Below are 26,779 nucleotides of genomic sequence, written 5' to 3' on the forward strand. Positions count from 1 at the left end.
CTCCGGGGTCACTCTTCGGAAAGCTGCGGCACGGGCTGCGGTTGGTGGGCGTACCGGCAAATCAGCTTGCTCTTTTGATTTTGATCTCGCTGTGGGCCACATTGGCTGGTAGGAGGGCTCGGGACTGGCCGGGGCGCAACGTGCGGGCGGTCGACGGGTCCACCACCACTGCCGTCAACTGGAAATTTTCGTCACCGCCGGTCTCCAATCCCGCGGGGCCGCATGTGAAACTCCAGCCGCCGGGGCAGGCGCCCACCACCCGGTACGGGGTGCCGGCTCCGTGTCTGCGCAGGAGCCAGACCTGGTGGTGGGGTGGGAGGTCGGCGCTGCCGCTGACCCTGGCGTTCGCTGCCAGCGTATCGCCGTCGCGGGGGTGACTGAAACCGATCGATGCGGTTCGGCCCACCGTTCCGGTGGCGGTCAGGTCGGTGGTGGTGACACCTGACGGAACTGGTGTTGACGTCTTGACGCCGGACCCCGACGGTGCAGTCAACCCTGTCGGCGGTGGGGACGCCTCGCCCAACTGGTCGTCGACCGTTGCCGATCGATGTCTTCCGGTGGGGGCGGGCGGCTCGTAGGGGGCCAGTCCGGAGTAGACGCCGGAGGCATCGGCGGGGGCCGGGGTGTGGGCTGCGGCCAGCGGCGGCGGCCGGAACTGAGGGCCGTCCGGCGCCATCCCGAACGCGGACGCGGCTACGGCCCCCACCCCCACGGTCATCAATCCCACGGTGAGGACCGGACGTCTGCGTGCTTCCCTGCCCACGGCACCGACGGTCTGTCCCACGACTGCCGTTCCCCGTCCCAGAAGTTGGTCCAGCGCTGCTTTGGCCTGGGCAAATGCGGCCGCTCCGTCGGCTGATAGTCCGTAGGCGACGTGCTCCAGGACATCTGTCGCGGGACCTTGCAGATCGCCGGTCTTCAACCGCGGAGCCGTCGGTACGTGTCCTGGCTCCGTGTTCGCCATGAACGCCGCGGCGGCTCTCGACACGTCGTCGGTGCGCTCCAGTACGGCTGTCAACGCGCTGCCGGTGCGCTCCGGTACGGCAGTCGACGCGCTGCCGGTGCGCTGCCGTAGGGCCGGTTTCGGTCGTTCACCCACCCGCATCATCACCACGGTCGAGGGCGGAAGTATGCCTGTCCGGTCATGCATCACCACGGTGTCGCCGGGCGATCCGGTGCTGATCCCGTTGTGGACGGTATGGACGTTGTGGATCCCGCCGCCGTCGGCACGGATGGCTGCACGGCCACCGGTCATCACAGCGGACGCCCGGACCGCGGCGGACCTTCCGGAACCGGACCCTGTCTCACCGATACCCGTCAGCACAGCCGTGACCGCGGCCGACACCCGAGCCGCATCAACTCGCGGCCCCGTGGCAGGCATCAGACCGGCAGTTCCAAAAGATTCACCCACACCTGTCAGTACGGCCGTCACCGCAGCAGAAGCCGGACCAGCATCAACGCCAGCCGGTGCCCCATAAAGCCCACCGGCTACGGGTGATCCTTCACCGCCCGCCTCATGTTGCGGCTCAGTGTTTCTCGTATGAGACTCGCTGCCCCTCGCATGGGGCTCAGCACCTCTCACATGGGGCTCGCTGCCCCTCGCATGGGGCTCGCTGCCCCTCACGTGGGGCTCAGCACCTCTCACATGAGGCTCAGTGCCTCCCTCGTGGGGCTCGGTGCCTCTCGCCTGGGGAGAGGTGTCGCCTGAGGGGGTGACAGCACCCGGCGGCGCCGAATCCCGCCCCGCCGCCGTGACGTAAACCCGGGAACCCGCATCAACCCGGGAACCCGCATCGTGCTCGGCATCCCTTGCCCCAGCCCGCCCTGGGGAAGCAGCCCGCCAAGCATCACCAACCGGTCGAACAGCATCATCTCGATACCCAGCGTCGACCTGCCGCGCCCCGTCAACCCGCGTCAGACCGTCGACATGGCCGACGCCGACCACCGGACCCGCATGATTCACCCCGCCCGGACCGTCCACCTGGCTGACGTCATCCGCCTCAGCCACACGGCTCACCCAGCCCGCACCGCCCCCCTGAGCTGCATGACTCCCGTGGCTGGCACCGTTCACCTGGTCAGCACCGTTCAGCTGAGCCACACGACCGGCCCGACCCGCACCGTCCACCTGAACCACAGATCCCACGTGGCTGGCACCGCCCACCTGACCAACACCATCCAGCTGAACAACACGACCGGCCCAGCCCGCACCATCCACCTGAACCACCGAACCCACGTGGCCGGCACCGCTCACCTGGCCAACACCGCTCACCTGAGCCTCGTGGCTGAGCCTGCCGGCGCTACCCACTTGAAACGCCTGACTCATGTGAGTGGTGCCGCCCATCTGGCCGGCACCAGCAGCATGCCGCGCGTCGCCAGCGAGTAGGACAGCCTCGGCCTGCTGCACGGCATTGGCCTGCTGCATGCCGTTGGCCTGCTGCATGCCGTTGGCCTGCTGCATGCCGTTGGCCTGCTGCGAGCCGTTGGCCTGCTGCGAGCCGGTGGCCCAGCGAACGGCGCCCGCCTGCACCAATGCGGCGATCTGGCGTGCATCGATTCGGCGCGCATCGGCGGCTCCGGGCATGACCGCGAGCACGGCAACCGGCATCGTAGCGTCGGTGATCTGCGGAGCGGAGGTAACGATCGAGCCCGCAGCCGAAACCGTCGGCCCCGCAGCCGACAGGTTCAGGATCGGTTGAATCGCTGTTGATTCAGTCAACGTTGATCCGGGACATGTTGAGCCAGGACAGGTTGATCCGGAACATGTTGATCCAGTCAATGATGATTCCGATGTGGTCAACTCGATCAATGTTGACGGCGCGGTGGTCAACATTGCGGACGTCAATGTTGACGAGTCCTGTGTTGACGTTGGCTGGGTAGACGGCGGAAGCGTTGATCGAGGTTGTGCCGGTGGCGCCTCTGCTGATGAAGCCGATGTGTCCGAAGCCGATGTTGATGAAGACGAAGCTGATGTTGACGTCAATGTTGATGACGTCAAGGGCAGAGAAGCCGGCGGCGGCATTCCCTGCTTCGCAGTTGTTGGCGGCTGAGCTGCCGTCCGCGCTTCCGCGTCGTCGGGAATCCGCTCCCGCGCTTCCGGACCATCAGGAACCTGCTCCCGCGCTGCCAGACCGTCAGAAACCTGCGTCCACGCTTCCGGACCATCAGGAACCTGCTCCCGCGCTGCCAGACCGTCAGAAACCTGCGTCCACGCTTCCGAACTATCAGGAACCTGCTCCCGCGCTTCCGGACCGCCGGGAACCTGTGTCCACGCTTCCGTGCTGTTGGGAACCTGGGTCCGCGCTTCCGCGCCGTTAGGAGTTGCTGTGGGGCTGGAGGAGTTCTCGGGCGTGCCTTCGGATGCGGATTCCCGGGAGGTGACAACCATCGAACGCCTTCCGCATGATCGGAGGCCGCCGGTGAACCGCCGGCCGGAGCGCCGTACCCAACAGCGCCATCCGACCCGATAACCCGACTACCCACGATTTAGATGCGGTTGTCCGTAGTGACGCTATTGTGGCGATCCTCTCCCAGTAATCCGTAATGACGGCTTACGGACATCCGAGAACGGGCTTGCACCAGCCCATATCCCGCCGCCCACAGCGCTCGGCAAGACCGGAACCAAACGCGGGAAAGATCAGAATTCTCGCGACCGGGCGAACCCTTGAAACGAATACTCATCAAGACCGAAATCGGCGACTGCGATCCGGCCGCCCGGACCTGGCGACCCTCGCGTCCGACACAACGGCGAACCCTTCGACCACGCCGCGAATTGACCCCGTCGCGAACCCGTGGCGACGCCGCCGCCCCGCCGGCGGCAACCAACGCAACCAACGCAACCAACGCAACCAGGGCCGCAATCATGGCGCCGACCTCCATCAGCAGGACGACGAATCCCCCGGCCACGTCGTTGGACCCGCCGAAGCCTGACCAAAATCCGTCACCGCCCCCTTACGGACCGGTCAGCGGCTGTCCCGCAACTCCCTGAGGATTCGGGACAGGTGTGCGCGGTCGGTCGGGTTGAGGCCGGCGAACAGCCGTTCGCCCTCGCTGGCGCGAGCCTCCCGGATGGCCCTTGCCGTCTCGGCACCGCGCTCGGTCAGCACCACCAGGGTGGCCCGGCGGTCGGACGGATCCGGACGCCGCTCGACCAGCCCCCGGTTCTGCAGGTCGTCGATCACCTCGGTGGCCGAACGCGGCACGATCCGCAGATGCTCGGCCAGGGCGCTGAGACGCATCTCACCGTGTTTGGAGAGCACCATGACCGCGCGGGACTGCGACGGCGAGACATGCCAGGGCTCGAGCGTGATCCTGGTGTGCTCACGCAGCTTCCGGGACACCGCCCAGAACGTCTCCAGCAGCCCGTCCTCCTCCACGGGAACAAACTACCAGCGATTACCGTTGCTCCCTCATGTTGAGGTAACCTCAGCATGCCGCCCGGGCCACCACACGACCCGGATACCCCCGTACAAGAAAGGCACGCTCTTGGCAGAAATCCCACGCCGCGGCGCGGCACGCACCCTGACCCCCGCGGAGAAGGCGCAGGCCCGCGCCGTCTCGCTGCGCCGCATCGGCGGCCTGTTCGTCGGCCATCGCGGGCAGCTCGCTGTCGTCGTGGCCGTCATCATCGTCTCGTCCGTCATCTCGATGGCCTCACCGTTCCTGCTCCGCGAGGTCATCGACGTCGCACTCCCCCAGTCCGATCTGCGCCTGCTGTCCTGGCTGGTGGCGGGCATGATCGGTGTCGCAGCGGCCACGTCCGCGCTCGGCGTCGTGCAGACCTGGATCTCCACGACCGTCGGTCAGCGGGTCATGCACCGGCTGCGCACCGACGTGTTCGCCCACCTGCAACGGCAGTCGGTGGCGTTCTTCACCCGCACGCGCACGGGTGAGGTCCAGTCCCGCATCACCAACGACATCGGCGGCATGCAGCAGGTGGTCACCTCGACTGCCACGTCGGTCGCCGCGAACCTGACCACCGTGATCGCCACGCTGGTCGCCATGACCGCGTTGTCCTGGCAACTCACGCTGGTGTCGCTGGTCGCGCTGCCACCGGCGGTCTACTGGACGCGGCGGGTCGCCCGGATGCGCCAGGCGATCACCGCTCAACGGCAGCGTGAGCTGGCCGACCTCAACGTGATCATCGACGAGGGCCTGTCGATCAGCGGCGTGCAGCTCGCCAAGACGATGGGCGCGACCGGTGCGGTGACCGACCGGTTCACCTCGTCGTCGTCCCGGCTGATCGACCTGGAGCTGCGTTCCGAGCTGGCCGGCCGCTGGCGGATGGCCACGATGAACATCGTCTTCGCCGTGATCCCCGCGGCGATCTATCTGGCCGCCGGGCTGCCGTTCGCCGCGGGCGCGATGAGCATCGGCACCCTGGTCGCGTTCACCGGGTTGCAGGCGGGCCTGTTCCGCCCACTGATGAGCCTGCTCGACGTCGGGGTCACGCTGACCGCGTCGCTGGCGTTGTTCCAGCGCATCTTCGAGTACCTCGACCTCCCCGTCGACATCCAGGAGCCCACGACACCGGTCCGGCTGACCGAGCCACGGGGGCACCTCCAGTTCAAGGACGTCACTTTCGCGTACGGGGACAGCGCCACCGCCGCCCTGGCCGGCGTGAGTCTCGACGTGCCCGCCGGGTCGTCCCTGGCCCTGGTCGGGGAGACCGGTTCCGGCAAGAGCACCATCGCCGCCCTGATCGCGCGGCTGCACGACCCGACGTCCGGTCAGGTCACCATTGACGGCGTCGACGTCCGCGACCTGGCCCTGGACGATCTGGCCGCCCTGGTCGGCGTCGTCAGCCAGGAGACGTATCTGCTGCACACCACGATCCGGGAGAACCTGCGCTATGCGAAACCGGACGCCACCGACGCCGAGATCGAGCGCGCCACCCGGGCCGCCCAGATCCACGATCTGATCACGGCGCTGCCCGACGGGTACGACACGATGGTCGGATCCCGGGGCCACCGCTTCTCCGGCGGTGAGAAACAGCGCATCGCGATCGCCCGGACCCTGCTGCGCGATCCCCGCATCCTGGTTCTGGACGAGGCCACCAGTGCTCTGGACAACGAGACCGAGCGTGCCGTTCAGCAGGCGTTCGACACCCTGGCCGAGGGGCGCACCACGGTGACGATCGCGCACCGGCTGTCCACGGTCCGCAACGCCGATCAGATCGCGGTGATCGACCACGGCCGGATCCTGGAGTCCGGCACCCACGATTCCCTGCTCCGGGGCGGCGGGCACTACGCCACCCTGGCCCGCTGATCATCGATGTCCGGCCGGGACCTATCGTCGGCGCACGTGAGCTTTCATTACGAGGTCGTCATCAGCTGCTTCCTGGAAGCACACACTCCGGACACCGTTCTGGACACACTTCACTGGTTGCTGGGCATCGCCGACGAGCGCCCGGCGCATCTGAGCGACGACACGTTCCCCTACCAGACGTTCGACCCGGACCCGGACAGTCGACTGCCGGGCGGTGACGTGGCCACGCTGCGGCAGCAGAAGCGGGGCTTCACCGCCTACGGCGACGTCGTCGAGTGGGGCCTGCACGTCCGAGTCCTGGTCCACGACGACGGCATGGGCGAGATCTACTCGTTCCTGGAGCTCATCGAGCCGCATGTCTCCGGCGACGGTTACGCCGGCCACATCCGCAACGAGGACGACCCCACCCAGATGGACATCCTCATCCTGGGCAGCGGTTCCTTCCAGATCAGCTGACGGGACCACCCCACTCCACGCGAACACGAACGCCTGCCCGAATGCGAAACCCACGTGAAGTGGCCCCCGCACGAAGGTGGAACCCCGCCCGGTGGAGCGGGCGGGGCGTTTGACGGGCGTACCGCAATCAGCTGGTTTTGAACTTTTCGAAGTGGACTACCTCTTCGAGGGGGCGGCGTTTGGGTTCGGACCAGCGGCCTCGGCTGGGGTGACCGATCGGGATCAGGGCCATCGTCAGTGCGTCCCCCGGGAGGCCCAGCAGGGTGCGGACTTCGGCCTCGTGGCCGATGTGCAAGGTGGTCAAGGTTGCGCCCAGGCCGTGTGCGCGGGCGGCCAGAATCAGGTGCTGGACGGCGCCGTAGATCGACGAACCCAGCCTTGGATTGGTGGATTTCGCGGCGCCCAGCAGGACCGGGAAGATCCAGACCGGTGCCTCTTCCAGGTGATTCGCCAAGTGGTCGGCGGCCAGGAAGCTCTTCTTGCTCATCGGGCCGCCCTCCGGCGCGCCCAGGATCTGCTCGCGGCGGGAACCGTAGTGGCGCTCCCAGCCCTCCCGGTACCAGTCCGCGATCTGCTTCTTCGTCTCCGGGTCGCGGACCACGATCCATGTCCAGAATTGACCATTGCCGGCGGATGGGCCCCGGATCGCGGCGTCCAGGATGGCGCGGATCACGTCGTCGCCGACCGGCTCGGTGGACAGGTAGCGGCGGGCCGGCGTCGAGTGCAACGCCTCCAGCAGAGGTAGTGCGTTCGGGTCCGTCATGCCGGGATCCTACTGGCCGGTAGCCTCAGCCGGGATGGTGTCCCGCGTACATTCCGGACGGCCGGAAACGCAGTGGGCGATCGCCGTACTCCTCCATCGCGTGCGCCAGCCAGCCCGCCGTCCGGGCCACCGCGAAGATCACCTCGCCGGCCTCGGCGGGCATGTCGTATTCCAGGGACAGTGCGGCGAGCGCCAGATCGATGTTGGCGGCGGTGCCCGATCTGGTACGCATCGTCCGGTCCAGCCGCAGAGCATCCTGCTTCGGCGCACCGTCGCCGAGCAGATCGAACAGGGCGGTCGCGCGCGGATCCCCGTCCGGATAGAGCGGATGCCCGAACCCGGGGACCGGAACACCGGTGCGCAAGCGATCCGAAAGAGTCACCGCCGGTCCCTTGGCACCGGAGGATTCGATCAGCAGCTGGTACGCGAGACCACTCGCCGCCCCGTGCAACGGACCGTCGAGTGCGGCGAGACCGGCGCTGACCACCGCGTACGGGTGTGCACGTGTTGACGCGGCAACCCTTGCCGCAAGTGTTGACGCGGCGATGTCGTGATCGGCGAGCAGGACCATCGCGCCGTTGAGAGCGCGCAGACCCTCCTCCGTCGGCGGGACACGGGTCAGCCGGTGCCAGAGTGCCTCGGCCAGCGGGATCGGCTTGACCGGGACACCGGTGCGGGCCGGCAGCCCGTGCACCATCGTGGCGAGCAGATCCCGTCCGGTAGCGATCACCGCGGCGGGCGACGTGTCGAACCGCAGCGGATCAGCAGCCGACGCGGCGGCGACGATCACCCGCAGGCGGTCGGTGAGCCGGGCGGTGGCCGGCAGCTTCGCCGTGACCTCGACAACCAGATCCCACAACTTCCCGTTGACCGGAATCAGCAGGTCAGCCCCCGGCCGACCGGCCCATTCCCGGCTCGGGCCGACCGCTCCTGCCAGGCCGGCCGCTTCAGCCAGGGTGACCGTTCCCGCCGGGTCAGCCGCTTCAACCGGGGTAATCGTTGCAGCCAGGGTGACTGCCCCTGCCTGGCTGACCGTTCCTGCCGGGCCGACCGCTTCAACCAGGGTGACCGCTCCTGCCGGGCCAGCCGTTCTTACCGGGCCAGCCGCCGCAGCCGTCTCGCCCTGCGGCTCGGCTTCTCTTGATCCGGGCTCTTCGCCCGGGCGGCCGGTCTCCTCACTCGGGCGGCCGGACTCGTCCGGCTGGGCTTCCCTGCTCGGGCCTCTCGTTGCGTCCAGCCGGATGGTTTGATCGGGGTTGCCCCACTGGGCCGGCCGGTTTGCCGTTGTCACGCCGGTGGTCTCTCCCGGCTCGCCTGACTCGGCTGGTCTGTTCGAGCTGCCCGGTGTGTCCGCCCTGGCCAGCCGGACTGTGTCGGCCGGCATGACTGTCCCGGTCGGCCGGCCTGTGTTGACTGGGGTGGGGGTCTGGTCTCCGGACCACAGGAGGGCCGCGACGGACTCGTACGAGAAGTCTCGGGCCAGGATTGTGGCGTCCTGGCCTCGGAAGAACAGGCGGCCGTCTCTGATCAGGGTGATGCCGGTCTGGATGCCGGGGGTGGTGGGTCGTTTGCGGGTGGCCACGAAAGCGTCGACGTCGGATCTGGTGAACAGGCTGTTCTTGCCGTCGGCGTTGCGCCGGCTGGTGAGGAGACCGCGGCTGACATACGCATACACCGTCGCCTGCTTGACGCCCAGCAGGCTAGCGACTTCCTCGGTGGTCAGCAGCGGTTCAGAGGCCATGTTGCCATCCTCTCATATTGACTGGATCAACATTGACATCAACATGTTGATTATCCACATTGAGGTCATGTTGACAGTCAATCCTGGGCTTGCCGGTGTTGTTGCCTTCGACACCGAGATCGCCGAACCCGATCGGAACGGCGGGGCGCTGCGGTACCGCGGCGTCGACATCAACTCCCTGGCCGGGCGGGCCTCGTTCGGTGACGTCTGGGGGCTGCTCGTCGATGGTGACTTCCGTCGGGGGCTTCCGCCGGCCGGGGCGCTTCCGCCTGTGGACAACACCGGGGACATCCGGGCCGATGTGCAGGCCGCGGTGTCGCTGCTGGCCCCGCGATGGTCCATGCGTCAACTGATCGACATCTCCGACGAGCAGGCCCGCGACGACCTGGCCGCGACGTCGGCGGCGGTCCTGGACTACGTCGCCCGGGCCGCTCGCCTCTTCTCCGCGGCGGGAGGTCCGGCTGCGGGAGGGCGGGTGGTGGAGCGGGTTTCCGGGGTGGAGGGGGTTCCTGTGCCGGAGCGGCTGGTGGCTGCGGGGCGGACTGCTACCGAGCGGTTCATGATTGCCTGGCGAGGGGAACCTGATCCTCGGCATGTGGCGGCCATCGACCGGTACTGGGTGTGTGCCGCTGAGCACGGCATGAACGCCTCCACCTTCACCGCCCGGGTTGTCGCCAGTACCGGGGCCGATGCTCCCGCCTGCGTGTCGGCTGCGATCGCGGCGCTGTCGGGGCCGCTGCACGGTGGGGCTCCGGCCCGGGCGCTCGGCATGATCGAAGAGGTCGAGCGGGGTGTGGACGCCCGGCGATACGTTCGGCGGCTGCTTGACGACGGGCAGCGGCTCATGGGGTTCGGGCATGCGATCTACCGGGCGGAGGATCCTCGGGCGCGGATCCTGCGGGAGACCGCCCGGGAACTGGCGGCTCCGCGGTACGAGGTGGCGCGGGCACTGGAACTGGCTGCCCTGGCCGAACTCCGGGAACGCAAACCGGACCGGGTTCTGGAGACGAACGTCGAGTTCTGGGCCGCGGTGGTGCTGGACTTCGCGGGCGTACCGGCGGAAATGTTTGCTTCGATGTTCACCTGTGCCCGGACCGCTGGATGGAGTGCCCACATCCTGGAACAGAAGCGCCTGGGAAAGATCATCCGGCCGTCCGCCGACTACGTGGGGCCCGGCGAACGTGACGCCGCCGAGGTTCCCGGCTGGCCCCCGGTCACCGCTCCCCTGTGATGACGGCCGACCCGAAGGCGGGCGGCCGCCCGTGAGAACCGGACGGCCGCCCGTAAGGAACAGACTGTCGCCCGTGAGAACCGGACGGCCGCCCGTAAGGAACGGACTGTCGACCATGAGAAACGGTCGGCCGCCCGTGAAGACCGGGCGGCCGACCAGGAACAACGGGTGTCAGGGCAGCTCGGACGGCCGGTAGGAGGTGGTCTTGCCGCCGGCGTGGACCGTCACGGTCAAGGTGTCCACCTCGCCGCCCTCGGGGCCCGGCCACCAGGCCGCCCACCAGCCGGATTTCACGCTGGCCTGCAGGAGCGCGCCGCTGTCCAGCCGGATCTCCACCGCGTCGACCCCCGGACCGGCCAGGCCGACGATGTTGGACCACTGGTCGTCACCGTCACCCAGGGAGCTCATCGTCTCCAGGTTGACGGTACCGGCGGCGGGAGCCGGCAACCCCCCGGGGCCGGCCAGGCCCATCGATGCGGCGCTCTCCTCGGCGACCATCAGGCATTCGACGACGCCCTCCGCCTTGCTCATGATCAGCAGGGTGGCCTCGCCCCGTTGTTCGGCCAGCAGCACGTCGGCGGCCTGCGGGCTGGTCTTTCCGCCGACGTCGCCGGACGCGCACACCTTCGCCTGCGGCAGCACCTGGTCGCCGGTTCGGGAGGTGGGCATCGCAGTCCACGATGCGACGGCCTTCTCGGTGGTGCCGGGGACCAGGGCGGGCACCGCTACGGCGGCCACCGCGCCGGCGGCCATGGCTGCGGCGCCGGCGACGATCCAGCGCCGTGCGGGCGGCCGGGAGGCGGAGGTGGAGGTGGAGGCGGTGCCGTCGATCACCCGCTCGACGAAGGCCTCGGAGCGGGCCCATTCCCTGCGGCTCGGCTCGCGGCCCCGAGCGGGATCAAGAACGGCGAGCATGCCCAGATCGTGATCACGGGCGGCAGACAGGCCCCGGCCGGTGTCGCGAGCGGCGGACAGGCCCGGGTCATTGTCGCGGCCGGCAAACGACGCCCGGTCGGTGCCGCGGCCGGCGAGCGGGCCCGGGTAGGTGTCGCGCAGCGGAGATCCGGAGGCCGTGGGGTCGGTGGAGTCGTTCATGCGTTCGTCCATGACTGCTGCTCCTTGACTAGGAGGGCGGGGGCCGCCGGTTCGAGGGCGGACTGGAGGCGCTTGCGGGCCCGGGTCAGGCGCATCGCGAAGGTGGACCGGCGGCAGTTCAGCACGGTGGCGGCCTGTTCCGAGGTGAGGCCGTCGAAAGCGATCAGGGCGAGCACCTCGCGGTCGCCGGCGCTCAAGGTTCGCCAGGCGCGTTCCAGGTCGACCCGGGTGGCCGCCCCGGTGGCGCCGTCCGGTTCGTGGAAGCCGTCGCCGCTCAGGCGTACGTCCAGAGCCTGCCGCCGCAACCAACCGCGGGTCTGGTTGGCCATCGTCCGCCGGGCCACCGCGAACAACCAGGGGCGGGCGTCCTCGGGGACGTCGGCGAGCCGCCGCCAGGCGGTGAGGAACACGGTGGACACGATGTCCTCCGCCTCGTCCGCCGGCACCCGCCGTTCGACGAACCGCAGCAGGTCAGCGTAGGTGTTCCGGTGCAGCGCCCGGAACCGCTCTTGTTGGTCCATGCCCCCTACCTGTCCGGCACGCGAAAGGCTGTCACACCCGAATCCCGGCGAAAATCCAGCCAGGCCCGGCGAGAAACGCCCATCGAAAGGCAGGCCCGAGTTCGGGACGGGCTGGTCAGAAGCGGGCCGCCCTCAGGCCCGGGATCGGGACTGGTCGGTCAGGGCGAAGACGCAACCCGCGGTCCCGGCCGCGCAGAGCAGGGCGACGTACAGGCTGGACGGCACGGTGAGCAGCCCGGCAGCGTCCAGGAGACCGGCCCCGGCGAGCACTGCCAGGAACCACGACAACGTCATCCGGGCCACATACCCGGTCGCCGAACGGACCGCCCCGGGGCGACGGAGCGGCGGCCGGCCGGGGTGGATCCGCAGACTTTCGGCGTAGTCGTCGGCGGCCAGCGCCAGGGACGCGGCATCGACCGCGGTGCTCATCGCCGCCGCGAAGGCGTGCAGCGCGCTACGGGCCCCGGCGTGACCGAAATCGATCGCCAGCGCACGTCCGACGGCCTCGCGGGCGCTGAGCGGGCGGCCGATCGCGAAGAGGGCCATCCCGTACGTGACCATCAGATCCGCGTCCCAGCCGGCCATGTCGACGACGCACCGTAGTCCCTCGGCGGCGTCGGTGGGCAGGCCCGCGGCGAGCTGCGCCTGGGCGAGACGGTTGTGCAGGCGAGGGTTGCCCGGGTCCTCCCGGCAGGCGGCGGCCGCGGCGGCGATGGCCTCGGCGTGGTCGCCCAGGTGCGAGTGGGCGGCGCTCAGCCAGTGCAGGGACTCGGTGCCGTACGGGTCGAGATGCCACGCGGCCTGCGCGGCGACCAGCGCCTCGGCCGGGTCGCCGAGGTCGAGGCGGGCACGGGCCATCCGCTGCCAGCCGCCGACGTTCTCCGGCTCCCGCCCGACGAACGGGGTGAGCAGCCGTGCGGCATTGTGGGCACGCCCGCGGGCGAGCAGGGCATCGGCCTCGGCGAGAAGCAGCTCGGTTTGCACGATGCTCCCGATCGGCAGCGACCCGGGCAGCGCGTGGTCACATCACGGTGCACGTGAGTTGCCAACGGCCGACCCCAGATCAAGAGCCCCTTTCCTCGTACGCCAGCGAACTAGGTGAGAACCAACAGCCGCGACGCGCGCAACTGCCGCACGGCGGGGAAAAGGCCGCGTGACGGTGTGGCCACAACAAGAGCCGAACCGCCCCGCGCGGTCACGAGGCGCGTGGTCACGGGTTGCGCAGCTCGTCGCGGTAGGAGACCAGGGAGCCGATCATGCCGTGCAGGAACTTCTCGATGGTCACCAGCTCGCTGACGGTGAAGTCGTTCATCACCGCGTCGGTGCGCGGGGCCAGCGGCGTGAAGAACGCCATCGCGAGCGCCATCCCGGCGTCCGCATAACGCAGGTGCACGACGCGGCGGTCCGCGCTCTCCCGGGAGCGCCGCAGGTGACCGGCGCGTTCCAGACGGTCGATCAGTGCGGTGGTGGCGCCCGAGGTCAGGCCGATGGACTCGCCGAGCCGGCCGGGGGTGAGCGGGTTGCCGCGGCGCTCGGCCTGCATCACGGCGAGCAGGGCATGCATGTCGGTGGCGTGCAGGCGGTGCTGGCTGGCGAAGGCGTGCCCGATGTGCTGCGCCTCGCCACTGTACGCGTTCAGCAGGTCGACGAGCTCCCTGCGCAACCGCCCACGTTCTGCGGTTTCTGATCCTTCCACGGGTGTAAGTGTTGCAGATCCCCACTCGGTCGTGAACAATCTCGATGGTAAAGATTCTAGGTCATGAAGATACATAGATATGGGGCAAGCTAGATGAAGAGAGCATGGGCGACGCTCCTCCTGGCCCTGCTGCTCGGTGGGCTCGTCTTCGGGTTCGCCGGGACCACTGAGACGGACAACGACCCCACCTCGTCGCTGCCGTCGTCGGCCGAGTCGACCCGGGTCGCCGAGCTGCAACGCCAGCTGCCCTCCGGGCGTACCAACCCGGCGTTGATCGTGGTCGCCAAGGGCGGCGAGGCGCTGACCGATGCCGACCTGGTCACCGTCCAGGGCCTGGGCCGGCCGATCCTGTCCGACGACCGCAAGGCCGCCATCGTGAGCGTGCCGCTGCCGGCCACCGGTGACGCCGCCGCCACCAGCGCGAAGGTCGAGGAGCTGCGGCAGCAGGTCACCACCGGGCTGCCGGCCGGGGTGACCGCCGAGGTCACCGGTGGCGCCGGGTTCAGCGCCGACCTGTCCAACAGTTTCAGCGGCGCCAACACCCGGCTGCTGATCGTCACGGTCGTGGTCGTCACGATCCTGCTCCTGGTGACGTACCGCAGCCCGATCCTGTGGATCGTCCCGCTGTTCGTCGTCGGGTTCGCCGACCAGCTCGCGGCCAAGGTCATCTCGATCCTGTCGCAGCACACCGATCTGGCCATCAACGGCTCCACCACAGGCATCGTCACGGTGCTGGTGTTCGGCGCCGGCACCAACTACGCGCTGCTGCTGATCTCCCGCTACCGGGAGGAGCTGCACAAGTCCGAGGACCGTTTCGAGGCGATGAGCAAGGCGCTGCGCGGGGCCGGTCCGGCCATCGCCGCCAGCGCGGGCACCGTCGTCCTGGCGCTGCTCACCCTGATCCTGGCCAGCCTGCGCAGCAACACCGCGCTGGGTCTGACCGCGGCCGCCGGTGTCACCATCGCCGCGGCGTTCGCGCTGCTGGTGCTGCCGGCCGCGCTGGTCCTCTGCGGCCGTGGCCTGTTCTGGCCGTTCATCCCGCGGGTCGGGCAGGCCGGCCCGGAGGACGGCAAGGGTTTCTGGGCGCGGGTGGGCCGTGGCGTGGTGCGCCGGCCGGTCCTCGTGGCGTCCGCCTCGGTGCTGGTGCTGGGCCTGCTCGCGCTGGGCGGGCTCGGCACCAAGGTCGGGCTGTCGCAGGCCGAGCAGTTCCGGGTCGAGGCCGAGTCGGTGCGCGGCCTGGAGACGCTCTCGAAGTATTTCCCGGCCGGGGCCGCCGGTCCCGCGGTCGTCCTCACCGAGCCGGCCAAGGCCGAGCAGGTGCTGGCCACCGTCTCCGGCACCGAGGGGGTCGCCCAGGCCCGGGTCGCCGAGCAGGACGACACGCAGGTCAGCATCAGTGCCGTCCTGGTCGCCGCGCCGGACACCGCCGAGGCCTTCGACACCATCCGTGACCTGCGGGAGCGTCTCGACGGCGACGCCCTCGTCGGCGGCACGGTGGCGACCGCGCTGGACACCCGGGACGCCGCCCGCCGCGACCTGACGGTGATCGTGCCGGTGATCCTGCTGGTGGTGTTCCTGGTCCTGGTCGCACTGTTGCGGGCCCTGGTCGCGCCGGTGCTGCTGATGGTGACCGTGGTGGTCAGCTTCGTGGCGTCGCTGGGCGCCGGGTCGTGGCTCTTCCGGAACGTGTTCGACTATCCGGCGCTGGACAACTCGGTGCCGCTGTTCTCGTTCCTGTTCCTGGTGGCGCTCGGTGTCGACTACAACATCTTCCTGGTCACCCGGGCCAAGGAGGAGGCGCCCGGCCGGGGCACCCGGGACGGCATGGTGCACGCTCTCGCGGTCACCGGCGCGGTGATCACCAGCGCGGGCATCCTGCTCGCGGCGGTCTTCGCGGTCCTCGGCGTGCTGCCGGTGGTGACGCTGACCCAGATCGGCGTGATCGTCGGCATCGGCGTCCTGCTGGACACCCTGCTGGTCCGGACCGTCCTGGTCCCCGCCCTGGCGACCCTGACCGGCGACCGTTTCTGGTGGCCCGGCCGCCCGCAGCTGCAGGCCCCCACCGGCGACGGCGACGACCCGCGGTCCACCCGCCCGGTCACCGACTGGGAGACGGTCGACCGGGCAAAGGTCGACGAGTCCACGACGAAGTGACCCGGCCGTCCGGCGGCGACCACGAGGATCGCCGCCGGACGGAGACCGCCGCACGCTACCGGAAGGGGCCAGCGGGACGACTGACCGATGCCCGCGACGGGGAGCCCGGTGGCGGGCCGAGGCGGGCCCGGCGAGACGGCCGAGACGGGCCCGGCGAGACGGGCCGGGCGAGACGGGCGGACGGGTGGTGCCGGACGCGCGGCGGGCCGGCTCGGGGAGTGCGCCCTCAACCCTATCCACAAATCCTATTGACTCGATAGGATCTCGGGGCATGGATGAACGTGCATACGACGAGCGCCGGCTCCGTGACTTCCGCGCTGGGCGGACCCGCGGCTTCTCCCGGCGCGACCTGATGAGACTCACCGCGGCGATCGGGGCGGGGGCAGCCCTCCCGGTGATCCCCGCCGCCCCGGCGACAGCCGCCGGGCCGATCGTCAAACCGCTTCCGGAGGACCTCTTCCGGCTGTTCGGGACCAACGCCGAGATGCGCTGGTCGGCGATGAGGGACCAGGGCTACTACGTGCCGGTGGACCGCTTCTTCGTCCGCAACCACACGGTCACCCCGGAGATCGACCCGGCCACGTGGGCTCTGGAGATCTCCGACCTCGGGAGAGGCAGGTCGACATTCTTCGCCCTCGACGATCTCAAGAGGCTCCCGTGCGAGACGAGACCGGTGGCCATCGAATGCGCCGGAAACGGCCGCAGCTTCTACACCACACAACAGGGACAGACGGTTTCCGGTACGGCATGGCAACTGGGCGCCATCGGAGTAGGCCGGTGGAAGGGTGTCCGACTGTCCACCGTCCTGCGCAGGGCCGGGATCGGACGGGACGCGGTGGACGTACAACCGATCGGCCTTGATCCGAACTTCGTCAGCGGTGGCGTGGACCTGGGCCCGGTGCGACGTCCGTTCCCGATCAGCAAGGCGTTCGACGACGTGCTGCTGGCCTACGAACTGAACGGCGAACCACTCCCCGCCGACCACGGTTTCCCGCTGCGCGTGGTGGTCCCCGGCTGGATCGGCATCGCCTCGATCAAGTGGGTCGGCCGGATCGATGTGTCCCCCGAGCCGCTGTTCAGCCCGTGGAACACCCAGTTCTACCGTCTTTTCGGCCCGGACTTCCCGGCCGAGGGCCGACCGTTCGACCGCCAGGTGATCAAGAGCGCGTTCGAGCTGGACCCCGGCACCACGTTCCCGGCCGGCACCCGGACCCGCCTGACCGGCCGTTCCTGGTCGGCGGCCGGGCCGATCCGCGAGACGACGGTGAGCACCGACGGCGGCGTGACGTGGCGGCGGGCCCGGCCCTACGGATCGACGCCGGGCAACGTGTGGCAGCGCTGGGAGATCGACTGGACCCCCACGGCCGGCGACCACGTGCTCCAGGCCCGTGCGACGGACGTGCGCGGCAACACCCAGCCGGAGACGGCCCGCTTCAACACCCTCGGCTACCTGTTCGATGCGGTGGTCCGGGTGCCCGTGACCGCCGCCTGAGGACCACTTTGCAAGAACTTGCAGCCTCCTGAACTGGCGTTGGGCTAGCAGTCTATGCAAGAACTTTCATGGACTGCTAGCGTTCGTCGCCATGACGGATCTACTTGTCGCGCCGCCGGCCACGTCGTGGTGGCGCAACGCGGTCATCTACCAGGTCTACCCGCGCAGTTTCGCCGACGCGAACGGTGACGGCATCGGTGACCTGCCCGGTGTCCTGAGCCGGCTGCCGTACCTGCGCGATCTCGGGGTGGACGCGGTCTGGCTGTCGCCGTTCTACGCCTCGCCGCAGGCCGACGCGGGGTACGACGTCTCCGACTACCGCACCGTCGACCCGATCCTCGGCACCGTCGCCGACGCCGAGCGGCTGATCGCCGGCGCGCACGCCCTCGGCCTGCGGATCATCGTCGACCTGGTTCCCAACCACTCTTCGGACCAGCACGAATGGTTCCGGCGGGCGATCGCCGAGGGCCCCGGTTCACCGTTGCGGGACCGCTACCACTTCCGCCCCGGCCGGGGCGCCGACGGCGAGCTGCCGCCGAACGACTGGCCGTCCATCTTCGGCGGCCCGGCCTGGACCCGGGTCGCCGACGGCGAGTGGTACCTGCACCTGTTCGCCCCCGAGCAGCCGGACTTCAACTGGGAGCACGCGGCGGTCCGCGACGAGTTCAAGACCATCCTGCGGTTCTGGCTCGATCTCGGCGTCGACGGTTTCCGGATCGACGTGGCGCACGGCATGGTCAAGGAGACCGGGCTGCCGGACATCGGCGACACCGGTGAGTGGCATCTGCTGGGCGCCGGCGAGAGCCCGTTCTTCGACCGGGACGGGGTGCACGAGATCTACCGCGACTGGCGGGCGATCCTGGACGAGTACCCGGGTGAGCGGATCGCGGTGGCCGAGGCGTGGGCGCCGACGCTGGACCGGGTGGCGAACTACGTGCGCGGCGACGAGCTGCACCAGGCGTTCAACTTCAGCTGGCTGGGCACCGCGTGGAACGCGCACGAACAGCGGCGGATGATCGACGACTCGCTGTCCGCGATGCGCGCGGTCGGGGCGCCGACCACGTGGACGCTGTCGAACCACGACGTGGTCCGGCACACCACCCGGCTGATGCAGCGGATCGACGGTGAGGCGGCGGGGCGCAGACCCACGCCGGTCGACGACGCCCGAGGTCTGCGGCGCGGCCGCGCGGCGTCCGCGCTGATGCTGGCACTTCCCGGTTCGGCGTACGTCTACCAGGGCGAGGAGCTGGGCCTGCCCGAGGTCATCGACCTGCCCCCGGAGGCCCGCCAGGACCCGGCGTTCCATCGCGCGGCCGGTCAGGACGGCTACCGCGACGGCTGCCGGGTGCCGATCCCGTGGAGCGGCGACAGCGCGCCCTACGGTTTCGGCCCGGACGGCGGCGCCAGCTGGCTCCCCCAGCCGGCGAGCTGGGCCGGTCTCAGCGTGGCCGCGCAGGAGGGTGTCGCCGGCTCGACCCTGGAGCTGTACCGGGCGGCGCTGGCGATCCGGCGCACGAACCCGGCCCTGGACCCGGTCGACAACCTGCGCTGGGTTTCCGGCCCCGCCGGGACGTTGGTCTTCGACCGTGAGGTGGCGGGCGCGCCGGTGTTCCGGTGTACCGTCAACCTGAGCGACGAGCCGGTCACCATCGGCCGCCCCGGGGAGCTGCTGCTGGCCAGCGGCCCGATCGAGGGCACACCGGACGAGGTGGTGTTGCCGCCGGACACCACCGCCTGGTGGAGCCTGTAAATATGGTGGCATTCAGGTAGCAATCCTCATCAACGGGCATCCCGGGACGATGGGCAGCCCGTGACTTCTGACCGCGCCGAAAAGCTGCTCTACGACAGCGACCGCACCCGGGTCGCCCGGATCCGTCGTGACGACGGCTCCTCGATCGTGCGCAAGCAGCCGCTCGGCCCGGACGCGGCGGACCGGCTCCGCAACGAGACAGCGGTGCTGCGGCACCTGGACGGGATCATCGGCACGCCGAAGCTGGCGGCCGGTGATCCCGGCGCCGGCGTGGGCGCCCTGGACCTGCTGGACGTTCCCGGCCGTACCCTCGCCGATCTTTATGCGCCCTGGGCGACCGGCGCACTGCTGGAGCTGGCCGAGAACCTGGCCGACGTGATCGCCGGGATCCACCGGCGCGGGGTGGTGCACCGCGACCTGAGCCCGGCGAACGTGCTGATCGACACGGACAGCGGCCGGCCCACGCTGATCGACTTCGAGCTGGCCACGCTGCAGGCGCAGACGACCGACGCCCCGGAGTCGGCGTTCGCCGGCACGCTGCCCTACCTGTCGCCGGAGCAGACCGGCCGCACCGGCCGCCCGGTCGACAACCGCAGCGACCTGTACGCCCTCGGCGCCACCCTCTACGAGCTGGCCACCGGACGGCCGCCGTTCGGCCGGGACCGCGAGCCGCTGAAGCTGATCCACGACCACCTGGCGAAGCTGCCGGTGCCGCCGGCGGACATGAACCCGGAGGTCCCGGCCGAGCTGTCGGCGATGATCCTGCGGCTGCTGAACAAGGAGCCGGACCAGCGGTACCAGAGCGGTGAAGGGCTCGCCCACGACCTGGCGCAGCTGCGGGCCGGTGTCGCGTTCGTCCCCGGCGAGCGGGACTTCCCGATGCGCCTGGCCGCGCCGGGCCGCCTGATCGGCCGGTCCGCGCCGCTGGCCGCCCTGCACGACCTGCTCGGCGAGGCGATGTCCGGCCGCAACGTGCTGGCCCTGGTCACCGGCCCGCCCGGGGTCGGCAAGACCGCGCTGGTGGACCGGCTGCGCCCGGCGATCGAGACGGCCCGCGGCCGGTTCGCGCGCGGCAAGTTCGACCAGTTCCACTCCGACGGCGGCGGCGGCGGGGCGGTCCGGCAGGCGTTCAACCAGCTCGGTGAGCAGCTGCTGGCCGAGCCGGAGTACAAGGTCGCGGCGACCCGGGAGCGGCTGCTCGACGCGCTCGGCCCGGACGCCGCGGTGATCGCCGGCATCATGCCGTCGTTCGCCCTGCTGCTCGGGGTGGAGCCGGAGCGGGGGCTCGCCGACGCGGCACATTTCGCCCGGGTCCGCAAGGCGTCGATCACGCTCCTGCGTACGGTGGCCAGCGCCGCCCGGCCGGTGCTGTTCTTCCTCGACGACCTGCAGTGGGCGACCGGTTCGGCGTTCTCGTTCCTGGACGACGTGCTGGACCGGGCGGACATCCCGGGCCTGCTGGTGCTGGGCGCGTACCGGGAGGAGGAGGTCGACGAGGCGCACCCGCTCAGCGCGGTGCGGGAGCGGCTGCACCGGGAACGCGGCGACGCCGCCGAGGTGCGGCTGGACAACCTGAGCGCCACCGACCTGGGGGTGCTGATCGCCGAGATGCTGCGGCTGCCGGAGGCGGAGGTGCTGGCCGGGCTGCTGGCCGAACGTACCCGCGGCAATCCGTTCGACACCGTGGAGCTGCTCGGCGCGCTGCGCCGGGAGGGTGTGCTGGTGCCGGAGGGCGGCGGCTGGCGCTGGGATCCGGCCGCGGTCCGGGACTTCGTCGGCCACGGTGACGTGGTGGCGCTGCTCGGCGCCCGGATCGCGGCACTGCCGGCGGAGACCCGGGAGGCCGTCGACATGCTGGCCTGCCTCGGTGGCGAGGTCGGCCTGGAGCTGCTCGGCGACGCGATGACACCGGCCGTCGACGACGGTCTGGTGGTGCTCGACGAGGACCGGGCCCGGTTCCGGCACGACCGGGTGCAGCAGGCCGCGTACGAGCGGCTGAGCCCGGCCGACCGGGCCCGGATCAGCCTGGACCTGGCCCGCCGGATCGCGCCCGCCCCGGAGGCGGCCGGCCTCTACCTGGCCGCGATCGACCTGCTGGGCACGGCCGGGGCCGGCGAGCGGCAGGCCGCGGTGGAGCTGCTGCGCCGGGCCGCGGCCTCCGCGCGGGCGGTCGCCAACCACGCGGCGAGCGAGGCGCACATCGCGGCCGCGCTGCGCCTGCTGCCGGAGACCGACGAGCAGTACGCCGACACCCGCGCCGAGTGGCACGCCTCGCTGTTCGGGCTGGGCTGGTTCGACGAGGCCGACGCGGTCTTCGCCGAGCTGTACACGCCCGGCCGGGATCCGGTGTGGCTGGCCGGCCCGGTCGGTTTCCAGCTCGGTTCGCTCACCCACCGGCGGATGCTGGCCGAGGCGCTGCGGCTGGGCCTGGACATGCTGGACCGGCTGGGTCTGGACGTGCCCGGCCCGGCCGAGATGGGCCCCCGGGTCGGCGCCGGCCTGGCCGCCTTCCACCACTGGCTGGCCGGGATCGACGGCGACGCCGCGCTGCCCGAGGTGACCGATCCGCGGATCCTGGCGGCGTCCCTGGTGATCAACCGGATGACGCCGGCCGCGTTCTTCAGCGACCCGACGACGATGGCGTGGCTGGTGGTGCGGGCCGCCGAGCTGTGGGCCGAGAACGGGATCTGCCCGCACCTGGCCGGCACGCTCGGCAACATCGGCGTGGTCACGATCGCCGCCACCGGTGACTACGAGGCCGCCTACCGGGCGGTGACGCACGCGCTGACCGCGGCCGAACGGCACGGTTTCGAACCGGCCGCCTCGCAGGTGCGTTTCCTGACCGCGATGGCCGGCACCCCGTGGTTCGAACCGCTGGAGAACGCGGTCAGGCAGACCCACGACGCCCGGGACGGCCTGCTGCGCGGCGGCGACCTGCGCAACGCGCTGTACACCTACTACACGTCGGTGCCGCAGATGCTGGACGTGGCGCCGGACCTGGAGGCGTTCAACCGGGAGGCGCAGGCGGCCACCGCGTTCGCCGACCGGATCGGGGCCGGCAACGACACCGACATGTTCGTCACCACCGGCCGGTTCGTACGCGGCATGCGCGGCCTGGAGGACTTCGACAACGACGACTACTTCGAGGGGCTGGCCGGCAACGACGCGGCGGGCGCCTTCTACGCGGTGGTGCGGGCGCTGTCGGCGGCGATCTACGACCACGACGAGGACCTGGTCCGGTACTGCGGGCACCTGCGCCGGCTGCTCCCGGCCAACCCGGGGGTCTACCTGAACGCCCCGGGCGCCGTGCTGTCCGCGCTCGGCGCCGCGGTCACCGCCCGGGCCACCACCGGCCCGGAGCGGGACGAGGCGCTGGCCGAACTGGACCGCAGCCGGGACTTCCTGGCCGCGCGGGCGGCCGGGCAGCCGGGCAACTTCCGGCATCTGCTGCGGCTGGTCGAGGCGACCCGGGCGGCCGTGCACGGCGACTTCACCGCGGCCGCGGCCGGGTACGACGCCGCCATGTCCGACGCGGCGACCGCCGGCCGGTCCTGGCACGCGCCGCTGATCACCGAGCTGGCGGCCCGGTTCTACCTGGACAACGGCCTGGAACACGTCGGCACCCGGCTGCTGGCCGAGGCGATGCCCGGGTACGTCCGCTGGGGCGCGGCCGGGAAGGTGCACGCCCTGAAGCGGGCGTACCCGTCGCTGGGTTCGTCGTTCGGGCTGCCGGGCGCGTCCCGCGGCGGCACCACCAACGTGCAGAGCATCAACCTGTCGACCGAGGTCATCGACCTGATGGCGGTGCTGGAGGCGGCCAAGGCGATCAACAAGGAACGCGACCCGGATCAACTGCGGGCCCGGGTGGAGCAGGTGCTCGCGGCGAACACCGGGGCCACCGCGGTACACCTGGTGCTCTGGGACGAGCAGGCCGCCCGGTGGAAGCTGGGCGCCGACGGCGACCGGCCGGAGATGAGCGCGGACGAGGCCGGCGAGCGCGGGTTGCTGCCGCTGACCGCGATCCGGTACGCCGAACGCACCCGCGAGCCGATGCTGGTCGACGACGTGTCGCTGGACGACCGGGTCGGCCGCGACCCGTACCTGACCGGTCTGGAGCACTGTTCGCTGTTGATCGTCCCGATCGGCCAGGGGCAGTCCCGGGCGATGCTGGTGCTGGAGAACCGGCTGAGCCGGCGCGCCTTCTCCGGGCGGCTGGACGCGGTCGAGCTGATCGCCGGTCAGCTCACCGTATCCCTGGAGAACGCCCAGGTGCACGCCTCGCTGGAGCGTAAGGTGGCGGAGCGCACCCAGGAACTCAACAAGGCCAACAGCATGCTCCAACAGCTGACCGTCACCGATCCGCTGACCGGGCTGCCGAACCGGCGCAAGCTCAACGCGTTCCTGGACGAGACGTGGCAGCGCTCGCAACGCTCCGGTGAGCCGGTCGGCGTCGCGATGATCGACATCGACAACTTCAAGAAGTACAACGACCACTACGGCCATCAGGGTGGCGACGTCTGCCTGCGGCTGGTCGCCGACGCGCTCCGTACCAGCGTCCGGTCGACCGATCTGGTGGCCCGCTACGGCGGTGAGGAGTTCTGCATCGTGATGCCCGGAGCCAACGACGAGAACGCCCTGGTCGTGGCCGAGCGCGCCTGCGAGGCGGTGGCCCTGCTGGCGGAGCCGCACGCGCTGGCGGGCAGCGGCATCGTCACGATCAGCGTCGGGGTCACCTCCGGCACGCCGATCGCCAACAACGGGCCGGAGCAGCTCACCAAACTCGCCGACGAGGCGCTGTACGAGGCCAAGAACGCCGGGCGCAACCGGGTCGTGGCCGGATGAGCCGGCGGGCCCGGCGGTTCCTGGTCGGAGGGCTCATCGCCGCGCTGGCCCTGCTCTCCGGGTTCTCGCTGGTCGACAACTGGCGGCACGCGCACATCGTCGGGGCCCTGGTGCACGACGGTGACCACATGTCCGCCTACGACGAGGCGGCCTACCTGTCGGCGTGGGAGATGGCGCTGCTGCAGGCGACCGCCGCCGAGCCGGACGGGGAGGAGCGGCAGCAGCTGCCGGCCGTCGACGACCGCACCTACCAGGCCACCATGGCGCTGGTCGACGTCACCGACGACCACGGCGACGCCCAGGAGGCGGGCACCATCGCCCAGCGCCAGCTCAACATGCGCCAGGACATCGACCTGTACCTGGCGATGCTGGACCGGGGTGAGTACGCCAAGGCCGAGACCCATCTGGAGACGGTGATCGAGCCGGCGTACTCCCGGATCTCGACCCGGTTGATGCAGCTGCGTGACCAGCACTCGACCCGGTTCCACGCCAACCACGACATCGCCGAGGCGGCCTCGGCCCGGCTGGTGTGGGCCGGTGTCGTCCTGTTCGTGCTGACCCTGATCGTGCTGGCCCTGTTCGGCTGGACCATGCGCAGCCACCGCCGGCAGGTGGAGGCGATGGCCTCGACCGACCTGCTGACCGGGCTGCCGAACCGGGCCGCGTTCACCGCGCGCCTGCACCGGGAGCTGACCGCGGCCCGGCCGGTGCACAGCGTGCCCGGCATCACCGTGCTGACCGTCAACATCAACGGGTTCCGGCACGTCAACGACCAGCTCGGCCCGCACATCGGGGACCGGCTGCTGGCCGAGGCCGGCTGGCGGCTGGCCGGGGTGGTCCGGGACTCCGACCTGGTCGCCCGGATCGGTGGTGACGAGTTCGCGATCCTGCTGCGCGACCTGGATCAGGCCCGTGCCGACGTGGTGGTCACCCGGCTGCGCGACGCCTTCGACCAGTCGTTCCACCTCGACGACATCACCGTCGACCTGGAGGTCAGCATCGGGGCGGCGACCGCGGCCGCCGACGACGACGTCAGCACCCTGCTCGGGCACGCCGACAGCGCCCTGCACGACGCGAAACAGCAGCACGACAGCTTCCGCCGGTTCGACGGCACCACCGCCCAGGACAGCACCGACCGGCTCACCCTGCTCGGTGACCTGCGCCGCGGCCTGACCGACGCGTCCCAGTTCACCCTGCACTTCCAGCCGAAGATCCGGCTCAGCGACGGTTCGCTGGCCGGGGTGGAGGCGCTGGCCCGCTGGAACCACCCGGTCCGCGGGCCGGTGCCGCCGGGCCAGTTCGTGCCGGTGCTGGAGACGACCAGCCTGATCCACCCGTTCACCGAGCGGGTGCTCGACCTGGCGTTGCGGCAGGCCCGGGACTGGATGTCCGCCGGGCACCGGATCCCGGTCGCGGTGAACGTCTCCACCCGCAGCCTGCTGGACGCCACCTTCCCGGGACGGCTGGCCGCGCTGCTGAAGACCACCGGGGTGCCCGGTGAGCTGCTGTGCATCGAGATCACCGAGTACACCGTGATGTCCGACCCGACGACCACCATCGACGCGCTGCGCAGCATCCGGGCGCTGGGGGTCAAAACCTCGATCGATGATTTCGGTACGGGCTACTCGTCGCTGTCGTACCTGAAGCTGCTGCCGGTCGACGAACTGAAGATCGACAGGTCGTTCGTGACCGACATGGTCGACGACAGCAGCAGCCGCGCCCTGGTCGCCTCGGCCGTCGACCTGGCGCACAACCTGGGCCTGACCGTGGTCGCCGAGGGTGTCGAGGACGTCTTCACCGCCCAGGCCCTCAGCGGTCTCGGCTGCGACACGGCCCAGGGTTACCACTTCGCCCGCCCGGCACCGGCCGCCGACCTGGACGCCCGCTTCCTGCAGCCGGAGCCGGCGCTCTGATCAGGGTTTGCGGGCCACCGCGCCGTACTCGTCGACCGCCCGCAGGTCGTCGCCGCCGGCGTCCGGCGACGGGCGCCACCGGGCGACCGGCACCAGGCCGGGTTCCAGCACGTCCAGGCCGTCCAGGAAACGGGCGATCCGGTCCGGGTGGCGCAGGTGGTAGCCGAGCGGGGCGTTCGCGTTCCACACCCCGATCGCCGCGGTGAAGGCCGGCCCGTCGATCACGTCGGTGCCGTCCGCGGTGATCAGGAAACTGCCGGACGGCACCGCGGCCAGCAGCTCCGCGACGAGACCGGTGGCCTGATCCGGATCGGGCACGTGGCCGAGAATGTTCATCAGGATCAGCCCGACCGGCTGCTCCAGGTCCAGCGTCGCCCGCGCCGCCTCGATGATCGTGGCCGGCTCGTGCAGGTCCGCGTCGGCGTAGTCGGTCCGGCCCTCCGGAGTGCTGGTCAGCAGCTTCCGCGCGTGCGCCAGGACCAGCGGGTCGTTGTCGACGTAGACGATCCGCGCGCCCGCGTCGGCCGCCTGCGCCACCTGATGGGTGTTCTCCGCGGTCGGCATGCCGCTGCCGACGTCCAGGAACTGGCGCACGCCGTGCTCGCGGACCAGCACCGTGACGGCCCGTTTCAGGAACGCCCGGGACTGCCGGGCCACCACGGTGATGTCCGGGTAGAAGGCGGCGAACTCGTCACCGACCGCCCGGTCCACCGGGAAGTTGTCGGTGCCGCCGAGCCAGTGGTTCCACACCCGGGCCGAGTGCGGCAGGTGGCTGTCGGTCATGTCGGCGGCTCCCGTCGCCAGGGCGTCACGGTCGCCGCCGAGCATAACCGCTCATTCCACAGAGGACGATGGTTCGCC

The 26,779-nt window shown here is 70.5% G+C and carries 19 protein-coding genes; 10 read left to right on the forward strand and 9 right to left on the reverse strand.

The window, feature by feature from the left end; translation table 11 throughout:
• Positions 1-61: 61 nt before the first annotated feature.
• On the reverse strand, positions 62-718 hold the full coding sequence (locus Aco03nite_RS24040) for a hypothetical protein (protein WP_203798042.1): 657 nt from the start codon (positions 716-718) through the stop codon (positions 62-64).
• A 1,077-nt stretch (positions 719-1,795) separates the two neighbouring features.
• Here Aco03nite_RS24040 and Aco03nite_RS24045 point away from each other — a divergent pair.
• Positions 1,796-2,383: a hypothetical protein gene (locus Aco03nite_RS24045; protein WP_203798045.1), complete on the forward strand. Its 588-nt coding sequence runs from the start codon at positions 1,796-1,798 to the stop codon at positions 2,381-2,383.
• Positions 2,384-2,789: 406 nt separating this feature from the next.
• Entirely contained in the window at positions 2,790-3,047 is a 258-nt protein-coding gene (locus Aco03nite_RS24050; protein ID WP_203798047.1) for a hypothetical protein, read from the forward strand.
• A 912-nt stretch (positions 3,048-3,959) separates the two neighbouring features.
• On the opposite strand, the gene Aco03nite_RS24055 is transcribed toward Aco03nite_RS24050, so the two are convergent.
• Positions 3,960-4,373 (reverse strand): MarR family winged helix-turn-helix transcriptional regulator, encoded by a 414-nt coding sequence (locus Aco03nite_RS24055; RefSeq protein WP_203798049.1) that lies wholly within the window; start codon positions 4,371-4,373, stop codon positions 3,960-3,962.
• 118 nt (positions 4,374-4,491) lie between these two features.
• On the opposite strand from Aco03nite_RS24055, the gene Aco03nite_RS24060 reads away from it, so the two are divergent.
• Both Aco03nite_RS24060 and Aco03nite_RS24065 read left to right on the forward strand, forming a co-directional pair.
• Entirely contained in the window at positions 4,492-6,264 is a 1,773-nt protein-coding gene (locus Aco03nite_RS24060) for an ABC transporter ATP-binding protein (RefSeq protein WP_275415893.1), read from the forward strand.
• Positions 6,265-6,300: 36 nt separating this feature from the next.
• On the forward strand, positions 6,301-6,720 hold the full coding sequence (locus Aco03nite_RS24065) for a hypothetical protein (protein ID WP_203798050.1): 420 nt from the start codon (positions 6,301-6,303) through the stop codon (positions 6,718-6,720).
• 127 nt (positions 6,721-6,847) lie between these two features.
• Here Aco03nite_RS24065 and Aco03nite_RS24070 read toward each other — a convergent pair whose 3' ends face one another.
• Positions 6,848-7,483 (reverse strand): nitroreductase family protein, encoded by a 636-nt coding sequence (locus Aco03nite_RS24070; RefSeq protein ID WP_203798052.1) that lies wholly within the window; start codon positions 7,481-7,483, stop codon positions 6,848-6,850.
• 25 nt (positions 7,484-7,508) lie between these two features.
• A complete protein-coding gene (locus Aco03nite_RS24075; protein ID WP_239145380.1) occupies positions 7,509-9,224 on the reverse strand; it encodes a citrate synthase in 1,716 nt (571 codons plus the stop codon).
• Positions 9,225-9,291: 67 nt separating this feature from the next.
• On the opposite strand from Aco03nite_RS24075, the gene Aco03nite_RS24085 reads away from it, so the two are divergent.
• Positions 9,292-10,455, forward strand: a complete 1,164-nt coding sequence (locus Aco03nite_RS24085) for a citrate synthase 2 (RefSeq protein ID WP_203798054.1) — start codon at positions 9,292-9,294, stop codon at positions 10,453-10,455.
• A 171-nt stretch (positions 10,456-10,626) separates the two neighbouring features.
• Here the strand turns inward: Aco03nite_RS24085 and Aco03nite_RS24090 are convergent, their stop codons facing one another.
• From Aco03nite_RS24090 to Aco03nite_RS24105, 4 genes are all read right to left on the reverse strand, one after another.
• Positions 10,627-11,562, reverse strand: coding sequence for a hypothetical protein (locus Aco03nite_RS24090; RefSeq protein ID WP_203798056.1), 936 nt, complete (start codon positions 11,560-11,562; stop codon positions 10,627-10,629).
• Positions 11,547-12,071 (reverse strand): RNA polymerase sigma factor, encoded by a 525-nt coding sequence (locus tag Aco03nite_RS24095; protein WP_203798058.1) that lies wholly within the window; start codon positions 12,069-12,071, stop codon positions 11,547-11,549. Before Aco03nite_RS24095 ends, Aco03nite_RS24090 begins: the two co-directional genes overlap by 16 nt.
• Positions 12,072-12,203: 132 nt before the next feature.
• Complete coding sequence (locus Aco03nite_RS24100; RefSeq protein WP_203798060.1) at positions 12,204-13,055, reverse strand: tetratricopeptide repeat protein; 852 nt, start codon at positions 13,053-13,055, stop codon at positions 12,204-12,206.
• 226 nt (positions 13,056-13,281) lie between these two features.
• A complete protein-coding gene (locus tag Aco03nite_RS24105; protein ID WP_239145381.1) occupies positions 13,282-13,734 on the reverse strand; it encodes a MarR family winged helix-turn-helix transcriptional regulator in 453 nt (150 codons plus the stop codon).
• Positions 13,735-13,860: 126 nt separating this feature from the next.
• Between Aco03nite_RS24105 and Aco03nite_RS24110 the strand changes: the two genes are divergently transcribed.
• From Aco03nite_RS24110 to Aco03nite_RS24130, 5 genes are all read left to right on the forward strand, one after another.
• Complete coding sequence (locus tag Aco03nite_RS24110) at positions 13,861-15,921, forward strand: MMPL family transporter (protein WP_203798064.1); 2,061 nt, start codon at positions 13,861-13,863, stop codon at positions 15,919-15,921.
• Positions 15,922-16,192: 271 nt separating this feature from the next.
• Positions 16,193-17,413: a sulfite oxidase gene (locus Aco03nite_RS24115; RefSeq protein WP_203798066.1), complete on the forward strand. Its 1,221-nt coding sequence runs from the start codon at positions 16,193-16,195 to the stop codon at positions 17,411-17,413.
• A gap of 91 nt (positions 17,414-17,504) precedes the next feature.
• Positions 17,505-19,163 (forward strand): glycoside hydrolase family 13 protein, encoded by a 1,659-nt coding sequence (locus Aco03nite_RS24120; RefSeq protein ID WP_203798068.1) that lies wholly within the window; start codon positions 17,505-17,507, stop codon positions 19,161-19,163.
• Positions 19,164-19,223: 60 nt separating this feature from the next.
• Positions 19,224-24,005, forward strand: a complete 4,782-nt coding sequence (locus tag Aco03nite_RS24125; protein WP_203798074.1) for a diguanylate cyclase domain-containing protein — start codon at positions 19,224-19,226, stop codon at positions 24,003-24,005.
• On the forward strand, positions 24,002-25,918 hold the full coding sequence (locus tag Aco03nite_RS24130; RefSeq protein WP_203798075.1) for a putative bifunctional diguanylate cyclase/phosphodiesterase: 1,917 nt from the start codon (positions 24,002-24,004) through the stop codon (positions 25,916-25,918). The genes Aco03nite_RS24125 and Aco03nite_RS24130 overlap by 4 nt, the downstream gene beginning before the upstream one ends.
• Here the strand turns inward: Aco03nite_RS24130 and Aco03nite_RS24135 are convergent, their stop codons facing one another.
• Complete coding sequence (locus Aco03nite_RS24135; protein ID WP_239145382.1) at positions 25,919-26,746, reverse strand: SAM-dependent methyltransferase; 828 nt, start codon at positions 26,744-26,746, stop codon at positions 25,919-25,921.
• Positions 26,747-26,779 lie beyond the last annotated feature (33 nt).

Source organism: Actinoplanes couchii (genome assembly GCF_016862075.1).
Classification (GTDB): domain Bacteria; phylum Actinomycetota; class Actinomycetes; order Mycobacteriales; family Micromonosporaceae; genus Actinoplanes; species Actinoplanes couchii.

Excerpts from the sequence above, each read along its gene's own strand:
- Aco03nite_RS24040 (WP_203798042.1), bottom strand. The coding sequence starts at position 718 with ATGACCGTGGGGGTGGGGGCCGTAGCCGCGTCCGCGTTCGGGATGGCG.
- Aco03nite_RS24070 (WP_203798052.1), bottom strand. The coding sequence starts at position 7,483 with ATGACGGACCCGAACGCACTACCTCTGCTGGAGGCGTTGCACTCGACG.
- Aco03nite_RS24075 (WP_239145380.1), bottom strand. The coding sequence starts at position 9,224 with ATGGCCTCTGAACCGCTGCTGACCACCGAGGAAGTCGCTAGCCTGCTG.
- Aco03nite_RS24085 (WP_203798054.1), top strand. The coding sequence starts at position 9,292 with ATGTTGACAGTCAATCCTGGGCTTGCCGGTGTTGTTGCCTTCGACACC.
- Aco03nite_RS24090 (WP_203798056.1), bottom strand. The coding sequence starts at position 11,562 with ATGGACGAACGCATGAACGACTCCACCGACCCCACGGCCTCCGGATCT.
- Aco03nite_RS24095 (WP_203798058.1), bottom strand. The coding sequence starts at position 12,071 with ATGGACCAACAAGAGCGGTTCCGGGCGCTGCACCGGAACACCTACGCT.
- Aco03nite_RS24110 (WP_203798064.1), top strand. The coding sequence starts at position 13,861 with ATGAAGAGAGCATGGGCGACGCTCCTCCTGGCCCTGCTGCTCGGTGGG.
- Aco03nite_RS24115 (WP_203798066.1), top strand. The coding sequence starts at position 16,193 with ATGGATGAACGTGCATACGACGAGCGCCGGCTCCGTGACTTCCGCGCT.
- Aco03nite_RS24120 (WP_203798068.1), top strand. The coding sequence starts at position 17,505 with ATGACGGATCTACTTGTCGCGCCGCCGGCCACGTCGTGGTGGCGCAAC.
- Aco03nite_RS24130 (WP_203798075.1), top strand. The coding sequence starts at position 24,002 with ATGAGCCGGCGGGCCCGGCGGTTCCTGGTCGGAGGGCTCATCGCCGCG.
- Aco03nite_RS24135 (WP_239145382.1), bottom strand. The coding sequence starts at position 26,746 with ATGCTCGGCGGCGACCGTGACGCCCTGGCGACGGGAGCCGCCGACATG.